14 protein-coding genes are annotated in these 16814 nt (G+C 58.7%); 4 read left to right on the forward strand and 10 right to left on the reverse strand.

The features are described from left to right. Positions 1-19: 19 nt before the first annotated feature. The 4 genes from ACLRGI_RS07215 to mpaB are packed head-to-tail and all read right to left on the reverse strand — an operon-like array spanning position 20 to position 3706. Positions 20-163 (reverse strand): daptide-type RiPP, encoded by a 144-nt coding sequence (locus ACLRGI_RS07215; protein ID WP_419200981.1) that lies wholly within the window; start codon positions 161-163, stop codon positions 20-22. Then, positions 160-1398 carry a daptide-type RiPP biosynthesis dehydogenase gene (mpaC, locus tag ACLRGI_RS07220; protein ID WP_419200982.1) on the reverse strand — a complete coding sequence of 413 codons (1239 nt, stop codon included), beginning with the start codon at positions 1396-1398 and terminating at the stop codon, positions 160-162. The genes ACLRGI_RS07215 and mpaC overlap by 4 nt, the downstream gene beginning before the upstream one ends. Continuing rightward, complete coding sequence (gene mpaD / locus ACLRGI_RS07225; protein WP_419200984.1) at positions 1395-2684, reverse strand: daptide-type RiPP biosynthesis aminotransferase; 1290 nt, start codon at positions 2682-2684, stop codon at positions 1395-1397. Before mpaD ends, mpaC begins: the two co-directional genes overlap by 4 nt. Next, positions 2684-3706 (reverse strand): daptide biosynthesis RiPP recognition protein, encoded by a 1023-nt coding sequence (gene mpaB, locus ACLRGI_RS07230; RefSeq protein ID WP_419200985.1) that lies wholly within the window; start codon positions 3704-3706, stop codon positions 2684-2686. The genes mpaD and mpaB overlap by 1 nt, the downstream gene beginning before the upstream one ends. A 1488-nt stretch (positions 3707-5194) precedes the next feature. Here mpaB and ACLRGI_RS07235 point away from each other — a divergent pair. Beyond that, positions 5195-5527: a hypothetical protein gene (locus ACLRGI_RS07235; protein ID WP_419200987.1), complete on the forward strand. Its 333-nt coding sequence runs from the start codon at positions 5195-5197 to the stop codon at positions 5525-5527. Positions 5528-6822: 1295 nt separating this feature from the next. Here ACLRGI_RS07235 and ACLRGI_RS07240 read toward each other — a convergent pair. The 6 genes from ACLRGI_RS07240 to ACLRGI_RS07265 form a co-directional block, all read right to left on the reverse strand. Further along, complete coding sequence (locus ACLRGI_RS07240) at positions 6823-7569, reverse strand: ThuA domain-containing protein (protein ID WP_419200988.1); 747 nt, start codon at positions 7567-7569, stop codon at positions 6823-6825. A 1-nt stretch (position 7570) separates the two neighbouring features. After that, complete coding sequence (locus ACLRGI_RS07245) at positions 7571-8674, reverse strand: Gfo/Idh/MocA family protein (protein ID WP_419200989.1); 1104 nt, start codon at positions 8672-8674, stop codon at positions 7571-7573. A gap of 44 nt (positions 8675-8718) precedes the next feature. Continuing rightward, complete coding sequence (locus ACLRGI_RS07250) at positions 8719-9618, reverse strand: carbohydrate ABC transporter permease (protein ID WP_419200990.1); 900 nt, start codon at positions 9616-9618, stop codon at positions 8719-8721. Continuing rightward, complete coding sequence (locus ACLRGI_RS07255) at positions 9615-10559, reverse strand: carbohydrate ABC transporter permease (RefSeq protein ID WP_419200991.1); 945 nt, start codon at positions 10557-10559, stop codon at positions 9615-9617. Before ACLRGI_RS07255 ends, ACLRGI_RS07250 begins: the two co-directional genes overlap by 4 nt. Before the next feature lie 2 nt (positions 10560-10561). Next, positions 10562-11887 carry an ABC transporter substrate-binding protein gene (locus ACLRGI_RS07260; RefSeq protein ID WP_419200992.1) on the reverse strand — a complete coding sequence of 442 codons (1326 nt, stop codon included), beginning with the start codon at positions 11885-11887 and terminating at the stop codon, positions 10562-10564. A 201-nt stretch (positions 11888-12088) separates the two neighbouring features. After that, a complete protein-coding gene (locus ACLRGI_RS07265) occupies positions 12089-13084 on the reverse strand; it encodes a LacI family DNA-binding transcriptional regulator (protein ID WP_419200993.1) in 996 nt (331 codons plus the stop codon). A gap of 217 nt (positions 13085-13301) precedes the next feature. On the opposite strand from ACLRGI_RS07265, the gene ACLRGI_RS07270 reads away from it, so the two are divergent. From ACLRGI_RS07270 to ACLRGI_RS07280, 3 genes are read left to right on the forward strand one after another with little or no spacing between them, the layout of a single operon-like run. Further along, positions 13302-14474, forward strand: a complete 1173-nt coding sequence (locus tag ACLRGI_RS07270) for a GmrSD restriction endonuclease domain-containing protein (RefSeq protein WP_419200994.1) — start codon at positions 13302-13304, stop codon at positions 14472-14474. Then, the gene (locus ACLRGI_RS07275) at positions 14458-15531 is read left to right on the forward strand and encodes a DUF3696 domain-containing protein (protein WP_419200995.1); all 1074 of its coding nucleotides are present in this window, start codon (positions 14458-14460) and stop codon (positions 15529-15531) included. The genes ACLRGI_RS07270 and ACLRGI_RS07275 overlap by 17 nt, the downstream gene beginning before the upstream one ends. Further along, complete coding sequence (locus ACLRGI_RS07280; protein ID WP_419200996.1) at positions 15528-16472, forward strand: hypothetical protein; 945 nt, start codon at positions 15528-15530, stop codon at positions 16470-16472. The genes ACLRGI_RS07275 and ACLRGI_RS07280 overlap by 4 nt, the downstream gene beginning before the upstream one ends. Positions 16473-16814 lie beyond the last annotated feature (342 nt).

Here is a 16814-nt window from a genome sequence, read left to right on the forward strand (position 1 = left end):
TGTGGCTGGATGTGCGCGATCAGGTGATGCTGACGGCGATTCCCACCAGGGCCAGTCCTGCCGTGATGCCCTTGATTCGCTCGTCCCAGTCGTCCGGAACGTCCATGGCTTCCAGCTCCTGAATGTTGAGGTCCAAAGCCTGGAGTGTTGTGCTGCTGTTCATGTGCTCACCTCCTCTCCCTTGCCGTTGTTGGATCGCCCGTTGGGCCTGACAAGACTTGGTTTGTGCTGAACTGGGCGCGCGCTGGCCGCTGCCGTGAGTATGTGCTGAATCTGCACGGCGTCGATGCCGCGAAGCATCGGAAGCGCTCCGCCCCAATTCCGGATGGCGGCGTCCGTGGTTCGGACCAGCGTCTCCTCGGTGATCGTTTCGAGTCCGGCAATGCCCCACCGCGCCATCAGTTCGTTGATGCCAAGAGCCGGGTTGGGATCAAGGCCAGGAACCTCGTTGGTAACCACGGACCAAAGCTCTTGGAGGCGCCGGCGATCGCCCCAAGCTGCTGCACCATTCGTGATTTCCTCCCAGACGGGACCGATCACGGACACTGTTGCGGTCATTTTTCGAGCCCCGGTCACGTACGCAAGCTCATTCGCGAGGTACCAATGCCTGGCGCCGTAGGGATTGCGGCCCATGAGCGCCCAACCCAGGTGTGTCTCCATGCTGAGGCGGGCCGCAGTCAGCCGCAGCTCCGGGGCATCGTGCAGGGTCAGCAGCTGCCCCAGGCGGACCATCCGTTGAATGAGGGCATGGCCGTCATCGTCGAAGATGCTCTGTCGGCTGCCGATCATGGTCCCGGCCACCCGCAGGACAGCCTCAAGCAGTCCTTCAAAAACAAGGTGCCCGGGCAGCGTGGCGAGGTGTCCGGCGTCGAGCATTGCAACCTCACCTGCCAGGTGCCGCGCGGCAATCAGGCGGCGTCCGACGGCGGTGTCCAGGCACGCTACACCGCTGACTTCCGCGCCGGTTCCTACGGTGGACGGCATGAGAATTGTCTTGGGACGTTCCTTGGGGTTCGTGATCGGGGGCAGGACCAGCAGGCCGGAGCGCTTGGCGTGACGTTCGGCAAATATCGTCAGGCTTGGGTCAGCCGTGAAGAGCGCGGCGAGCTTCACCGCGTCCAGGATTGAGCCACCGCCGAGCCCCACGATGGTCTGAAGTCCGTTTTCGCGAATGAAGCTGCCCACGTTCCGCAGGGTTTGCACCGTTACCGGTTCGGCGGACAGTTCCAGGACCGCTGCTCCTTTGAGGTCACCTGAGAGGAGTTTGTCGCGGTGTACTGTAAGTGCGCTGTCCACCACCACGCCCGTGCGTCCACGGGTGAGGCCGCCGACGTACTTGGGTAGCGTCCCGTCGTCGACGATGATGCAACGGGTCCTCCACCCGTGGTCGGCGATCATTCGAAAACTCCGTCACGTTCAGCCGATGCCAGGCCTGTTTCCATTGCGGTCTGCAGTTCCTCGAAGTTCTCCTCGGTGTAGGTGAGCGCCGGCAAGAGTTGGATCCGCCCGGGTCCTGGCTGCACGATGGCCCCGGCTTCATGGATGCTCCGGACGACAGCCAGGACTCCGTTTGATTCCAGGGGCATGCCGTTCCTGGAATGCAGCTTGAGTCCGCGCATGCAGCCAAAACCGGATGAGTTACCTACGCCGCGGATGCCTTGGAGTTCCCCGATCAGGTGGTCGAGCCCTGATGCCACCTGCTTGGTCAGCGTGTTGTGGTCCAGGCGCTTCATTTCGTGGATGGTGCTGAGGATGGCGGCACACGTCGCCGGGGTTCCAGCTTGGGTTTCACCGTGGACGAAGACGGCCTCGCTTTGGTCAAAAAGTTGGGTCACCCGTTGGGCTATCAACAGTGCGGCGCATGCGCTGGTGCCGTTGGTCAGGCCCTTGGACGTGACGATGACATCAGGCTGCTCGGACCATTCATCCGACGCGAACCAGCCGCCTACCCTGCCGAAACCCGTGGCCACCTCGTCGGCAACCAGGAGGAAGCCGTGCTGGTTCCGGTGTTTGATGACCTCATTGATGAAGTGGTTTGGTACCTGTTCCGCCCCCGAGCCCAGAACGGGTTCCATGATGAAGGCAGCGATCCTGTGGCCTTCCCGTTGCATGAGCCGGGCCAGTTCCGCGCCGTCGTCGTCGAATCTGACGTGGCGGATATTGCGGCGGTCCACGCCGTACACTGCTTGGCCGAGTTCATCACCGCTCAGGGCCTGGCTTCCATACGTCAGCCCGTGATAGCTGCCGCTCAGACCCACAATGAGCTTCCGCTCGGGCTGCCGGTTCAGGACGCAGTAATGACGGGCGAGCTTCATCGCCGCGTCATTGGCCGCCCCACCGGAGGTTGAAAAGACCACCCGTTGGAAGTTGTGTGCTGGCAGGCTCAGGAGAGCTTTCGAAGCCTCGACTGCTTTGAGGTGGGACGTGCGGAAAAGCGGAAGGTAGGAAGCTTCCTGGAGCTCCTTGGCTATGGCCTCCGCCATGTGTTGGTTTCCGTAGCCCAGGTTGGTGTTCCAAAGGCCACTCTTTGCGCAGATTCGTCGCCGGCCATCCGCGAAGGTGACGTGGACCCCTTCGGCGCTGACGGCCGTGTAACTGTCCTCATCAAAGTCGTGCTGGGTAACGAGTGGAACCCAGAGCGGGAGCTGCGTTCTTGGAGTCGGAAGGACAGGCACAACGGTCATCAGCGCGCACCCATGATGTCGATGCCGAGTTGGTCGAACCGTTCCAGGACTCCGCGCGCTGCTCCTTCGGCGTAAGCGACCGATACCTTGAGCGCCGGTGCCACCACCCTGGCGGCAGCCTTGATGTCCTTCAGATTGGAGACGGCTTCAATGATGGCTGCTGCGTCCGTCCCGATTTTGAAGAGCCGGCCCGTCTGCGTGTCCAGCAAGCTGTGCTCTGCTCCTCTCTTGAGAATGAAGGGCGCACTTGCTGATGGAAGGCCGTGGTTGGCTGCGGCTCCGTAAAGGCTCAGGCCGAACCCGAGCAGACGTGTGTCCGCCCGGTCTTCCCGGGGGATGAACTTCCAAGCATCCAGTGCGGCAAGGTATCGCGGGATCCAGGGCTTGGCGGCGAGGGAATCTTGAATGTCCCAGGGATAGTAGACAGAGGCGACGGCGGCCTCTGGCTTAAGCGAAATAGCCCGGACCCGCAGGTCCACCAGTGAGTCGCCTACCTTGCCGATTTTGGTTCCGTAGGGCCCGGTCCTGACGGAGCCGTCCCAGGTAATGTGGAGCCGCGCCAGCAGGAGGTTGCCCTTGCCAGCCCCGCTCAACAGTCCACGTTCCGCCAACACTGCGTTGACTTCGGTGAGCTGTTGGACAAAGTGGCCCGAGCGAATCGCCTCTCCTGCGTCGTCGAAAAAGGCTTGCCAGTCCTCCTCGGTGGTAATCCTGACCACCGTCACGCCCACCAGGTTCACGAAAGGGATGGCCACATAGTCCTGGATCTCCAGGCTGAGCGTGCCATCGACCAGGAGCTCTTCCCCGGCAGCGTCAAAAGACCCTGATACCGGGACGATGCCGGCGTCGGCCTTGTCACCGTTCAAGACCAGGATGGTGGAGCCCTCACCGGCGAGCGTCTTCGCGTAGCCCGTGTGTTCGGGATTCTCGACAAAAATGACGTGGCCCGGGATCCGTCCGGATATGCCGGTGATCCACTGATCCACAGCGGCGGCAATGCTCTGTTGCTGACTCAGCTTCAATTCCCCAACCCCAATAGTTGTCCAAGTTCTGCAGCAATCCCGGCGGATGATCCGGGGCCGCGTTCTGAGAAGGACACTATGGGCGGGCTGGAGGCCCACAGGGTGGAAAGGGGGGAACTAGGTGGTGAATGGGCCGAAAATAGGGGTCAATTGGTAGTACCTAGGTGGTGGATGAGGGGTGTCTAGGTGGTGCCTCGTTTGCCGCTCATCAGATGACTCCTGCTGGCCGAAATCCCCTCACCCGCGCAGTAGCATGCCTTATGGAATCCTTCACGTGGGCGAAAACCTCCACCGAACACCCGGAGAATACCAAAGTCGCTGTTCTGCTTCCCGGTTCCGGCTACCCGGTAGAAGGCCCGGTCCTCTTCTGGATAGGTGAAATGCTGGGATCTCAGGGATGGCATGTTCAGGCCGTCCGGTGGACTTCCGACGATTCGCCAAGCGCCGATCCACATGAATTTGCCGCGAATGCCGCTCAACATGCTTTTGCCGCTTCGCCCGACGCCGCTCAACGCTTGATTGTCGCTAAATCCTTCAGCACGTTGTGCATTCCGTGGGCCGAGGAGACCCTCACCCCAGGTATATGGTTGACGCCCCTACTTACAGATGAGCTGGTGAGGAGCTCGATCAGCACATCATTGAAAGATGACCTGTTTATAGGTGGATCCTTGGACAAGCTGTGGGATGGCGGACGTAGGGGCGAGACTGCCGGAACGTTCGTTGAGGTGCCGGGAGCCGATCACTCTTTGCAGATCCCGAACGATTGGCGGGCCTCGCAGCAAGCCCAAGCCGAAGTGTTCGCGCGGGTTGAGGCATTTGCCTCCAAGCTAAGCGCCCGATTGGGGGCCCTCCGCCACCTAGAGGGCCGCTGTTCAGCACCCCGAGGATCCAGGCATCCACCCCGTCCGGTGGCGACCTCGCCCAAGACCTCGTGCTGAAGGGCCTGTGGCGCACCGATGTGCTTGCGTCGGGCTGGGTGGCGGCTCCGCGGAGAGAAAGCGGGCTCAGGATCGTTGAGGCCGCTGAATACCTAGACCATGCTAGCCACCACTCATTTTGTTGATAATCACCACCTAGAGGGCACCAATCACCACCTAGTTTCCACGCATTCAGTACCTAGTCACAAAATCTGGGGTTAGGTTCCGAAGGTCACTGACCCGAGACTTGTGGAGGCATGGTATGAGTTTCTTCTTCTACATTGGCTAGTTAAATGAAACACCGACCCTGAACTAACCAGCGCAGTTTATGGATTCAATCCGCGCTCAATGCTGATCGCATTTGTCATCAATTCTGCCAACACACCTACACCGTCAATTCCAAAAGGACTCTCGCGGTTATCATTTGCTGCGCCTTTTCTCAATACGATAACTGCAAATAATCGCAATAAAAAACTAAATAAAGTATCGCCAGTCAGGAACTTACGTGTTACTTTTCAACCAGTCTTTCGCTGGGGAGGCAATCAAGTGAGATCATCGGGAGGATGAGACCATGGTTATGGCTCGAAGAGTTAGTTCAAGCTTTTTCGCAATTGGAATTCTTACTTTGGCAGTGCTGCGGCCCGCAAACGCTTTCGCGGCGGTTGAGGAAAAAGGCCCCGGAATGAGAGATAAGCACAACGGGATATTTGTGATCAGCGAGAATACCTCTGATTCCGCCGCGGAAGATGGTGGTGCAACCTTTTACCCACTGCCGGATGATGCGAAAAACTCGCTGATTGTTCTCCCGGAGGTAGCGAAGGACCTGCAAGTTCTGCCCGGAAAAGTTGCAAAATCCGAAGAAACCCGTATTCTCAGCGAAATCACCGAGAGGGCGAAGCTCTGAAGCGACACAACGGAATCCACCCCTACCATTACACCAAGGGCAAGCACAAGCCTTACAAGTTTTTGGGTCCCCATAGGCAACGGGTGGACTGGTGAGATCCGAGGAAATACATACCTCATGGGGTCTGCTGGAAAAACCTACAGCTGGTTCATGGACGGGAGCAGTAATACCACGGCATGCGCTCAAGGTGTGGGCTACTACCAAGGTTACAACGGAAGCAGCTTCGGGCTCTGGAGGGCCTGGTATGACATTGGTTGCGGTCGCTCCGCAGTGGTCGGCGTCCCGTGGGACAACGTCTCAGCGTATCCGGCGATCAGAGCTCGTTCCATTAGCTGGACTGGTGGATTTGGGCAATTCCAATAAAGCTGCCTCTTAGGTTGCAAATGGGAGGATGCGACTGGCCATCCTCCCATCTGCCCCTATGCACGATTCCGTTGCATTTGACTTGACACGAAGCTTCATGTCGGATGAACTTCGTTTGTTCGACTCGAGAGCATTGCAGGCCGGAAAGTCGAAGTTTGTAGAAATCGATTTTAATTGAGGACGAGGAAGAAGTTATGACTAGCGCGGAGGACTCGCACGATGACTTGGCCGACTCAGAGGCGAAAGGGGGCGGTAAAGGTTGGCCTCCGAAGCTCTCAGCTCGTCGCCTATTTACTTTAGGCATCGCTTTTATGTCCTTCGGCATGCTGGCTGGTGAGTGGATCATGCCTGCGGTAGCTTCGGCCGCATCATCCGCATTGGGGCCTAATGCTCAGGTTGGGAGCTTCGTCGTGTTCGGCTTGGCAGTTTTTCTGACAAAGCTCATGCTCCCGCTGGGTATCGGCATGTTCTCTGCGTCCCTTGTCGTGCGAGCACTGGATTCGCGACCCAGCTCGCAAGCCAACGGTCGATCTTAGAGGCGCCTATCTCTGAAAGGCAAGCCCGCAGTGGAACCACTGACAACCACAAACAGGCCTCCCAGCGGGAAGGATCTGAAGGAGCTGGCCCAAGACCTGGGTCCCGATCTTGAACTCCTGAATCGGCCATAGCTCGCCCAGGGAAGACCTTCAAAGACCATGACGAGGAATGCCATGAGCATCGCTGGGAAGGCCCACTTCTTCGTACGGGACCACGACAACTTGAACGTCGTCCTCATAAAGAACTGCCCCGGATCGCTCGAGTAGAACGCACGGCAGGGGATCTCATGGCTGCGCAGGGTATCAACCCGTTCAAACTGAGTTCTCTTTGCTAGTTAGCCGACGGCGGTCACGCCCAAGGGACGGCCAGAGGGAACAGGGAGAGCGATCACCCTCTTAGGCCTCGAACCAGCCCCGCGCTGGGTTCGAGACCTCGGGTGCCTCACGGAACACACCCGGCTGAGCTACCCAACCGACACCGTTGGCGATCACCTTCTGGATCTGCGGCTGGTGGTACACCGGGTATTCCTGGTCGCCGGGGCTGAAGTAGAAGATCCGGCCCTTGCCGCGGGAGAACGTCACGCCTGAACGGAACACCTCTCCCCCAGTGAACGAGCTGATGAAGATCAGGTCATCGGGTTCCGGAATGTCGAACAGTTCGCCGTACATCTCCTGCTGGGGAATGACGATCGGGCTTTCAATCCCAGCCGCAATCGGGTGCGAAGGCTTGACCGTCCATACGAGCTCACGTTCGCCCTCGTTGCGCCACTTCAAGGAGCAGGTGGTCCCCAGCAATCGGGTGAAGATCTTGGCGAAGTGCCCGGAGTGGAGAACCACCAAACCCATGCCGCCCAGCACATGCCGCTGCACGCGCTCGACCACTTCGTCAGCGACTTCCTCGTGCGCAATATGCCCCCACCAGAGCAGCACGTCAGTCTGTGCAAGGACTTCCTCGGAGAGCCCGTGTTCGGGATCCGCCAACGTGGCAGTCGAGATTTCGGAGTCCGGGTAGAAGCCACGAAGACCAGCAGCGATGGCGCCGTGGATCCCTTCCGGGTACATCTCGCCGATAGTTGCAGGCTCGTTGCGGGCCTCGTGCACGGCCTCGTTCCAGACGACAACCTTCAATTTCTGTTCAGACATTTCAGAGCACCACTTCACGTTGTTCGAGGGCGGATTTGTAGCAAGCATCGAGTATCAAGGCACGGCTCAGGGCAAGCGAACCGTCATGGCTTCCCCAAACAGTTTCGCCACCGCGGACGGCGGCAATGAAATCGTCGACGACGGCCTGGTGGGCTCGCCCGGGTTCGGCCACCACTTCGAAATCTGCATTCTGGCCGTCCTTCTCCGTGAAGACGTGCACGTCCGCTACCGGATTCTCGGAGGCGCCCACCGAGCGCAAGTCTGCTCCGCCGTCGGTCCCGTAAACGGTGAAGTCCATCAGGTCCTTCTCGTCGCGGTACGCGGCCCATCCGGCTTCCAGGATCAAGGTACCGCCGCCTTCAAGCCGGATAAATGCAGAGGCGAAGTCTTCCACTTCAAACTTATGGCTGGAGTTCGAGGCTGTATAGCGGGCGTTGCCGCCGAGACCGCGCGGGCCGAGTTCGGAGTGTATGGACGCCGATACGGCCAGAACCTTGGGCTCCCCGAGGAGGTGAAGGGAGTAGTCCAACACGTGGACGCCAATATCAGCCAGCGGACCACCACCGGCCAGCTCAGGGTTGGTGAACCAGCTGCCCAACATCGGAATCCCTTGGCGGCGGAGCCACGATGCCTTGGCGTAGTACGGGCGACCCAGCGTGCCGGCGTCGATCACTTCCTTGAGCGCCTGGATGTCGCCGCGGCGGCGGTGGTTGAACGCAACGTCCAGCACGCGGCCAGCCTTGCGGGCGGCGTCCACCATCTGTTGACCTTCGACGGCGTTGCGCGCGATCGGCTTCTCGCTCAGCACATGCAGGCCTCGCTCAAGCGACGCAATCGCGATGGGCGCATGAAGGAACGTGGGCACGGCGACACTGACGGCGTCGAGATCTTCGAGCTCGATCATGTCCTCCCAGCGGGCGAAGGCATGAGGGATGCTGTACTCCTCCGTCAGCTGGGCGAGGAGCTCCTGTTCCATGCCCGCGACGGCCACAATTTCGACGCCGGGAATGTTGCTGTACGCCTTGAGGTGCTGCTGGCCGGCCCAACCGATGCCCACAACTCCTACCTTGGGGGTTGCGGATGGGGCCTGCTGCTGAATGCTCACGTTGTTCCTGTTCTTTCTGTGGTTTTCTTGGTTTGCTGACGGACTTAGCCCTTGACCGCGCCGGCCGTCATGCCGGACACGATGCGCTTCTGGCAGAGCAGCACGAGGATCACGAGCGGGACGGTGATGATCACCGAGGCGGCGCTGATGGTGCCCAGGGGTTGGTCGAACTCGCTGGTTCCGCTGAAGAATGCAATCGCCACCGGCACGGGCCGTGCTTCCGGCGAGGTGGTCAGCGTGACGGCCAAAAGGAATTCGTTCCAGACCGAGATGAACACCAAGATGGCCGTCGTCGCCAGGCCGGGAACCGCCAGCGGCAGGATCACCTTGCGGAACGCGACAAACGGCGTAGCGCCATCCATGTACGCGGATTCCTCAAGCTCACGCGGGATCTCCTTGAAGAACGACGTCAGCGTGTAGATCGCCAGTGGCAACGCGAACGTCAGCTTCGGGATGATGAGGCCCAGCAAGGTGTCGTACAAGCCGATTTCCCGCCAGATGGAGAACATCGGGGCCGCGATGGCGATGGCCGGAAACGTGGTCACCGAGAGAATCAGCGTCAGGATCATCGCCTTGCGGCGCATCTTCAGCCGAGCCAGCGCATAGGCGGCAAAGGATGCGAACACCAGCGCCACTGTTGTGGTCACGACGGCGATAATCACCGAGTTGCGCAGGGCCAGGAGGAATTCGGGGTTCTGGAAGACCACCAAGTAGTTCTCGAGGGTCGGCTGGCTCGGAAAGAGCTCGCCCTGGGACAGGCTCGCACCCTTCTTGAGCGAGGTGTTGACCAGCCAGTAGAAGGGGATGAGCGAGAAAGCCATGACGGCAACCACGAACAACCATACCAAGGAATGCAGTTTCGATTCCCCACGCAAGCGACGCTTTGGCGCCTTGCGCGCGGTGGCGAGTTCCGGCGTCGGGCGTTCTGCTGTCAGCGTGCTCATTGTTCCTCCTTCGCGACGTCGCGGATGTTGCCGCCGCCGAAGCGGATGTAGATGACGGAGACCACCATGACGGTGAGGAAGGTCAGGATGGACAGCGCCGAGCCTTCGCCCACCAGCCGGTTTTCGCGCAGTTGGCCGTAGGCGAGCATGGACATGGATTCGGTGCCGTTGGCGCCGCGGGTGAGGACGAACGGCAGGTCGAAGACGCGGAGGGCGTCCATGGTGCGGAAGATCGCAGCGAGGACGATCGCCGGGCGCAGGAGCGGCAGGGTGATGTTCACGAAGGTCTGCCATTTGCTGGCGCCGTCCAGTTCCGCGGCCTCGTAGGTTTCAGCCGAGATGACCTGCAGACCCGCGAGGATGATGAGTGCCGCGAAGGGCGTGGTTTTCCAGACGTCGGCCATGACGATCACGGCCATCGCATAGCCGTGCTCACCGAGCCAGACGACGTCGCCGCCCGGCAGTCCCAGCGTGGAGAGGACGTTGGTGACCAGGCCCATGTTGGGCTGGAACATGGTTTGCCAGGTGATGGCGCTGACCACGGTGATGATCGCGTACGGCAGCAGCACCACGGTGCGCAGGACGGCACGGCCCTTGAACGCTAGGTTGAGCAGCAGCGCCATAGCCGTGCCGAGGATGAGTTCCAGGCTGACGGAGAGGCCTGCGAAGAGGAAGGTCTGGCCGAAAGCGGCCCACCATTCTGAGCTGGTCAGCGCGGCGATGTAGTTGTCCAGCCCGACGAAGCGTGAGAGTCCGGCGGTGCGGACGCTGTACTGGTTCAGCGAGAGCCAGATCGCGTAGCCGATGGGGACGGCCGCGACCAGCGCCATGATGACCAGCGACGGCGCGGTCATGCGGAACGCGAGCTTCCGTTCGGCACGGTCGCGGCCGCTTGTTTTTGCCGGTGCGGCCCGGCCCGGTTGGAGTGTCTTGGTGGCCATAATCAGAAGCTCGCCTTGGCGGCGGTGATTTCCTCGGACATGCTCTTGACGGCTTCCTCGGTGGAGGCGGTGCCGGAGAGGACGGCGTAGACGTTCTTGTAGATCGCCTGGCTGATCTGCGGGTAGACCGGTGAGATCGGACGCGGCTTGGCACCCTTCACGGAGGCGAGGAGTTCGGTGGCGAACGGCATCTTCTGCAGCACTGCCGGGTCCGAGTAAGCGGCCTCGTTCACTGGGGCCTGCGAGTAGTCCATGGCAACGTGCTTCTGCCAGTCCGGGGTGGTGGCGAAGTCGATGAACGCGACAGCCCCGGCCTGGTTGGTGGAGTGGGCCGAGATCGCGAGGTTCCAGCCGCCCAGCACGCCGGAGGCCTTGCCGCCTTCCCACGCCGGCAACGGCGCGACGCCGAAGCTGGACGCCAGCGGTGTCGCGTTGAGCAGGCGGTACACGTGGGGCCAGTTGCGCTGGTATCCGAAGTCGCCGGACTCGTAGGCGAGGCGGGCCGGGTCTTCGTTGTAGGTGAGGACGGCGCGGTCGGCTGAGCCGTTCTTGAGTCCGTCGCTCATGAAGTTGAGGACGTCGCGGGTTTCCTTGGAGTCAATCTTGACGTTGCCCTGATCGTCCAGGACTTCGCCGCCTGCGCTGTAGAGCATCTCGAGGAAGTTCACCGTGAGGCCCTCGTACTGCTTGCCCTGGTAGACGAAGCCGTTGCCGGGAGCTTTTGCGGCTTCCGCGTAGAGCTGCTGCCAGGACTCGGGCTTGGCCACCTTGTCCTTCTGGTAATAGATCAAGCCGGCGTTGGTGAAGAACGGCGAGCCCCAGTACTTGTCCTGGTACTTGGTGGTTTCCACTGTGGAGGGAATGAGTCGATCCTTGTTGGCTTCCACCAGCTTGGTTTGATCCAGCAGCCAGCCCTGCGAGGCGAACTCGGAGGTCCAAATGACGTCCGTGATGAAGATGTCGCACTCGGTGGACTTGCCTTCCAGCCGCTGCACGATCTGCGTGCGGGCTTCATCCGTGGTGGCGCCGATCTCCGTGTACTTGGCCGTGACCTTGCCGTTCGCCTTGGTGAACGCCTCAGCCGTGCCCTTGTAGATGCCGCTTGCGTCCTTGACGCCGCAGATGTTCACGGAACCGCTGGCATTAGCGCCCGACGCCGGGTCGGCAGCTGCCGCTTGTTCCGCACCTTGGGGCGCTGCTCCCCCGCCGCAAGCGCTGAGGAGGAGGGCTGCTGCTATTGCGGTCGCCGCTCCGAAGCCCCTCGTCGTTCGGGGTGTTGCGGCGTTGTTCTGGCTCTGGAGCGGGGAAGCAGGTCGGTTCAAGTCCACAAGTGGCTCCTTTGGTGGCTGTGGGCGGGTGGCGTTCAGTGCGCGTTTTGACTGTCTCGCGTGCTGAGGGTGGCTTCCTTGCCGGCGGTTCTTATTGGTTCGTGGAATCGATTCCAAATGTTGTCTGGAAAAACGGCCTTGCGACCGTGGAATCGATTCCAAAAGAGTGTGACAGGGACCACTGAGGACTGTCAACCCTCTTTATTTCGTGGAGTCTCGTATGACGAGTTCGTGCGGGAGGAAGGTTCTTCCCTTGCGATGCGAGCCCTCGACTGTCATCCGCTCAAGGAGTTCAGCGAAGGCCACACGGCCCATCTCGTAGGCGGGTTGCCTCACGGTGGTTAGCTCCGGGACGCACATTTCCGCCTGAGCCGAGTCATCGAAACCAGCTACGGCGATGTCTTGGGGAACTCTCAGGCCAGCATCGGTGAGCTCGCGAACACAGCCGGCGGCAACGACATCGGTCCCGCAGAAAACGGCGTCCGGGAGGTCTTTTGCTTTGAGAAGCGTCTTGGCGAGCGTACGGCCGGCGTGGAAGCCGAAGTTGCCTTCGCCGAACAGGATCTGGTCCGGTTCCAGGCCTGGCTCAGTGAGCGCTTGGCGGAAGCCCTCTTCCCGGAGCCGGCCCGAGCGGGCACCCCTGTGGGCGAGCATGGCCAGCTTCTTGGCACCCGTGTCGATCAGGTGTTTGGTGATGTCGTAGGCTGCCTGGCGGTCATCGATGGACACTCCGAACGCGGCCTCGGCATCGACGATTTCACAGACCTGGATGACGCTCAGTTGCTCGGCGGCTGTGTTGACGTCCTCGTCCGGCATCGTTGGCGAGAAGATGACCAGTCCATCTACGGAACCGTTGCGCAACATGTCCACGAGTTGCTGTTCGCGGTCGAGGTCTCCGTCCGTGGCCGCGATGAGGCTGACGTAGCCCGAGTCCGCCGCAGCGTCGCCGACACCTCGGAAGACCTCGCTGATAACGAGGGAGTCGAGGTTCTTGGCAAGGGCCAGTACGCGCATTGTCCGGTCACGCCGAAGATCCCGCGCCGAGGCGAGAGGGCGGTAGCTGAGCTCCTTTATTGCGGCGGTGACCTTCTCCTTGGCCGCCGCACTGACAGCCGAACTCCCGTTCAAGACGCGCGAGACCGTCCCCACGGACACGCCCGCCGTTTTGGCGACGTCCTGAACTGTCGCTCGAGCCATTCGTTTGTCCTTCCGCGAGCAGTGACGATCCACGACGCCACCACCTGCATCAGCATAGCCGGGAAGAAATAGAGAAGGTGCCGGAAGTGCAGGTTGCCGCCTCGAAACCGTCGATAACGCCTGCCCGCTGAGCGGTGGCTGGCAAAGTCACTATCTGCCGTTCAACGTTCGGACCATCAGTTCGCCTTGACATTTGAACTGCTGCATACTGGCTTGCATGACAATCGCTCCAGATGGACCTGAAGAAGAATGGTTCGAGGGACACAGTCTTGGCGTCGAAAAAGAGGACGAAGGCGAGATCGACTTCTCAAACGAAGACGGACCTAAACCCTGGGATCCCGAAAAAATTCGCGTCACGACGAAGACATTCTCATTGCGGCACATACTTGACATGATCGACAGCGGAGATCTGGATCTCGCTCCAGACTTTCAAAGAAAGTTCGTGTGGAAGGCTAAACAAAAGTCCCGACTAATTGAGAGCTTGTTTTTGCAAATTCCAATGCCCGCCTTTTACTTTTCCGAAGATACTGATGGTCTTCTAAGGGTGGTCGATGGCCTTCAACGTCTTACCACCATTCATTCATACGCACGAAGTCTGAATTTCCTGCTCCGAGACCTTGAGTACCTCTCCGGCCAGGAGGGTCTCCGCTTTGATAAACTTCCCGCAGTCCTGCAGCGTCGACTCCTGAATGCTCAAATAGTTGCTAACGTTATTGACCCATCGACGCCCACTGAGGTTAAATACGATATCTTTGCCCGAATCAATACCGGTGGCGCCCCCTTGAACTCCATGGAAATACGCCATTGCATGAGCAAAGATAGAAGTCGAAGCTTTCTCAAGCGATGCATCGACAGCATCGAGTTCAGAAAAACAACGAGTGACGCATTATATGATCATGTTCGAATGCAGGATCGTGAAGCTGTACTTCGTTTTTGTGCTTTTCGACTCTTGGTAGACCTTAGTGCCTATGAGAAGTTCGGATCGCTCGAAAGGCTACTTTCTTGGGCTACCGAGCAACTTGACGATCCATCACGCGTTTCTGACAACAAGCTTGATCAGCTGTTCGAGGATTTCGAACGTGCCATGATAAATGCCAGGATTATATTCGGAGATCATGCATTCAGAAAATGGCCGCTAGGGACTTCCAGATTAAGCCCCATCAACCGCCCTTTACTGGAGAGTTGGAGCGCGGTTCTTGCTGATCATTCACCGTCTGAGATTCAACCTGCTGCCAAGGACATTGCGTCCAGTGCACGAAAAAAGATGACTACTGACTACTCGTACCTTGAGAGCATTACAACATCCACTTCTCACCCAGGTCGCGTGAGAACACGATTCATCGTAGCCCGAAACACCGTGGAAGAGGCAATAAATGCTAAAAAAGCTTGAATTACAGAACTTTAAGCGATTCCATGAACTTAGCCTAGATCTTGCTCCGCTAACTGTTCTAAGCGGACTAAACGGCAGCGGGAAAAGTACCATTATCCAATCCGTTGTATTGGCCCACAAGGCCGCCACAAACGCCCAGTCAACAGTTTCCTTGGATGTGACATCAGGACTCGACCTCGGGCATTCCGCTGATCTTCTGAACCACGATAGCGTTTCCGGCCAGATGACGGTCAGATTGACGAATACAGAGGCGTTTGAGTGGATATTTGACATAGGCCCGGTCGGAGACGTGCCCTACCTGGAAGTAGTAAAGCAACCAGAGGATCCAGATGCGGTTTTCGGGAATTCGAGTTTCGTCTATCTCGGCGCAGAACGCCTTGGGCCTCGCACCACGCATCCCAGCTCCTCGCAGGATCCGGAAAAGCCATCCGTAGGGCCGGACGGACGCTTTACGGCGCATGTTCTTGCAGTCTCCGGCCGCCAAGAGATCGCCGAGGGGCTTCGTCATGAGTCCAAACCCGATGTGCACACCCTTCGTTCGCAGGTCGAGGCTTGGTTGAGCGACATGGTGGGTGCCACACAAGTCGAGGCTAGTCAGATTCCCCGAACGAACTTAGTAACGCTACGTATTCGCAAGCAGAATTTCTCCTCAGAATGGGTCCTTCCAGCCAACACCGGTTTCGGAGTGAGCTATTGCCTGCCCATCGTCGTGGCCGGTCTCATATCTCAAGCGAAGGGCCTTCTGATCGTCGATAGTCCAGAGGCTCATTTACACCCCGCTGGCCAGTCCGCTATGGGAGGGTTCTTAGCTGCCGTGGCCAGCACGGGCGTACAGGTGCTGATAGAGACCCACAGTGACCATATAATCAACGGGATTCGACGACATGTCGCAACTTCGGCTAGCCTCAGCCACTCCGACGTAAAACTACATTTTTTCGGGGAGGATGCAGTAGAGAGTATCGACGTTGACAGCCGTGGCAGACTAAGTCAGTGGCCTGCTGGATTCTTTGACCAGATGGATAAGGATCTATTTGTGATTACGACTGCCGTCCAATGAGTGTGATTAGCCATGCCGAGTACTTCTTAGACGAGACGTCCCTTTGCCTGGGTGAGATTTCCGATGACGCAATCTCCGTCATATTTTCTCAGCTTGCAGATGTGCTGTTATCTGCGCGAAGTGAGGGAAGTGATGTGCATTGCTTAGAGACGATCTGGGAACTAATGGCAACCGATAATCGAAGTCTGAGCGACATACTTTTCCTGCCCGGGATCGACCGCGATGTTCGAAACCGGCTCTCGGGCATGCTCCAAAAATGCCAGAATTGGGCTGCAACGGATGACGTTATCGGTCAGAAGTCTGAAGATCAAAGGCATGATCAAGCTACTTCTCGCGCCTTTCAAGAAAGCGCTACGAGAATGCTTTCGGGAACCCCTTCCGCTGTCCTTTCGACAATTCTGCGGGCCTATTCGGATGCCACCGAAGCTTGGGAGCCTCACCAGGATGCTAGCTTGGGAATTTTTGTTATTTCCAACAATCAACATTTTAAGCTTTTTTGGCGGCAAGTACCATCTGCCTTGAGGGCATCAATTACCAGTGTAGAGCAGGTAGCGAGGCGAGCATTCCCAACATTGATATTCGTCGACAGGGTATGGAACGGCGTCAAGGACTTCGATGGCGATGAGAGCACCATGCGCGATACTCTTATTGTTCATCTTTCAGCACTGGATGATCACTTTTTAGAAATCTACACGTCGACCAACGATCCTAATAGGATCGCAGCCGAGATGGGCTCTCGCGCTGGAGTTGATTGTTCGAAGGAGAGCAATAAGACCCGGCGCAATAGCAAGGCCATGTCGACCCGAGTGCGCTCCGTTAATGATGAGAATGTTACCTTTGAATGGCATACAAAGTTTGATCGGTACAAGAATAGAGTTCACTTTGCCATTTACGAAAGCAGGCTGCATGTAGGGATTTTCTGCAGACATCTCGACATTTGACTTCATATGCGTGCTACGTCGTTTAGTTCTCTATCGGCATCACCTGAGCTGTTGTACCCGCCTCAAAGCCTACTCAAGTGTCGTTAGCTAGGGTTGTCTGCTTAGGCACGGGTGAGAGTGATCTTATGGCCAGAGCCGAGCCCGCTTGTCACGATCCTGAGGCCCCAAGGCTACTGTTGGAACCGGTCACACGAAGAGGCCACACCCATTTAGCCCCAATACCGTTTACTTAGGCGGGTTTGGGTATCCGTTTGAGTTGCCAGCCGGACATCTTTCGTTTGACGACGCGGGGGTTGGTGCGTTGTCGGCGTGGTGGTAGGAGGTCGTGGAGGATCTCGCCGG

The sequence above is a fragment of the Paenarthrobacter sp. PPS72 genome (assembly GCF_048537125.1).
Classification (GTDB): domain Bacteria; phylum Actinomycetota; class Actinomycetes; order Actinomycetales; family Micrococcaceae; genus Arthrobacter; species Arthrobacter nitroguajacolicus_E.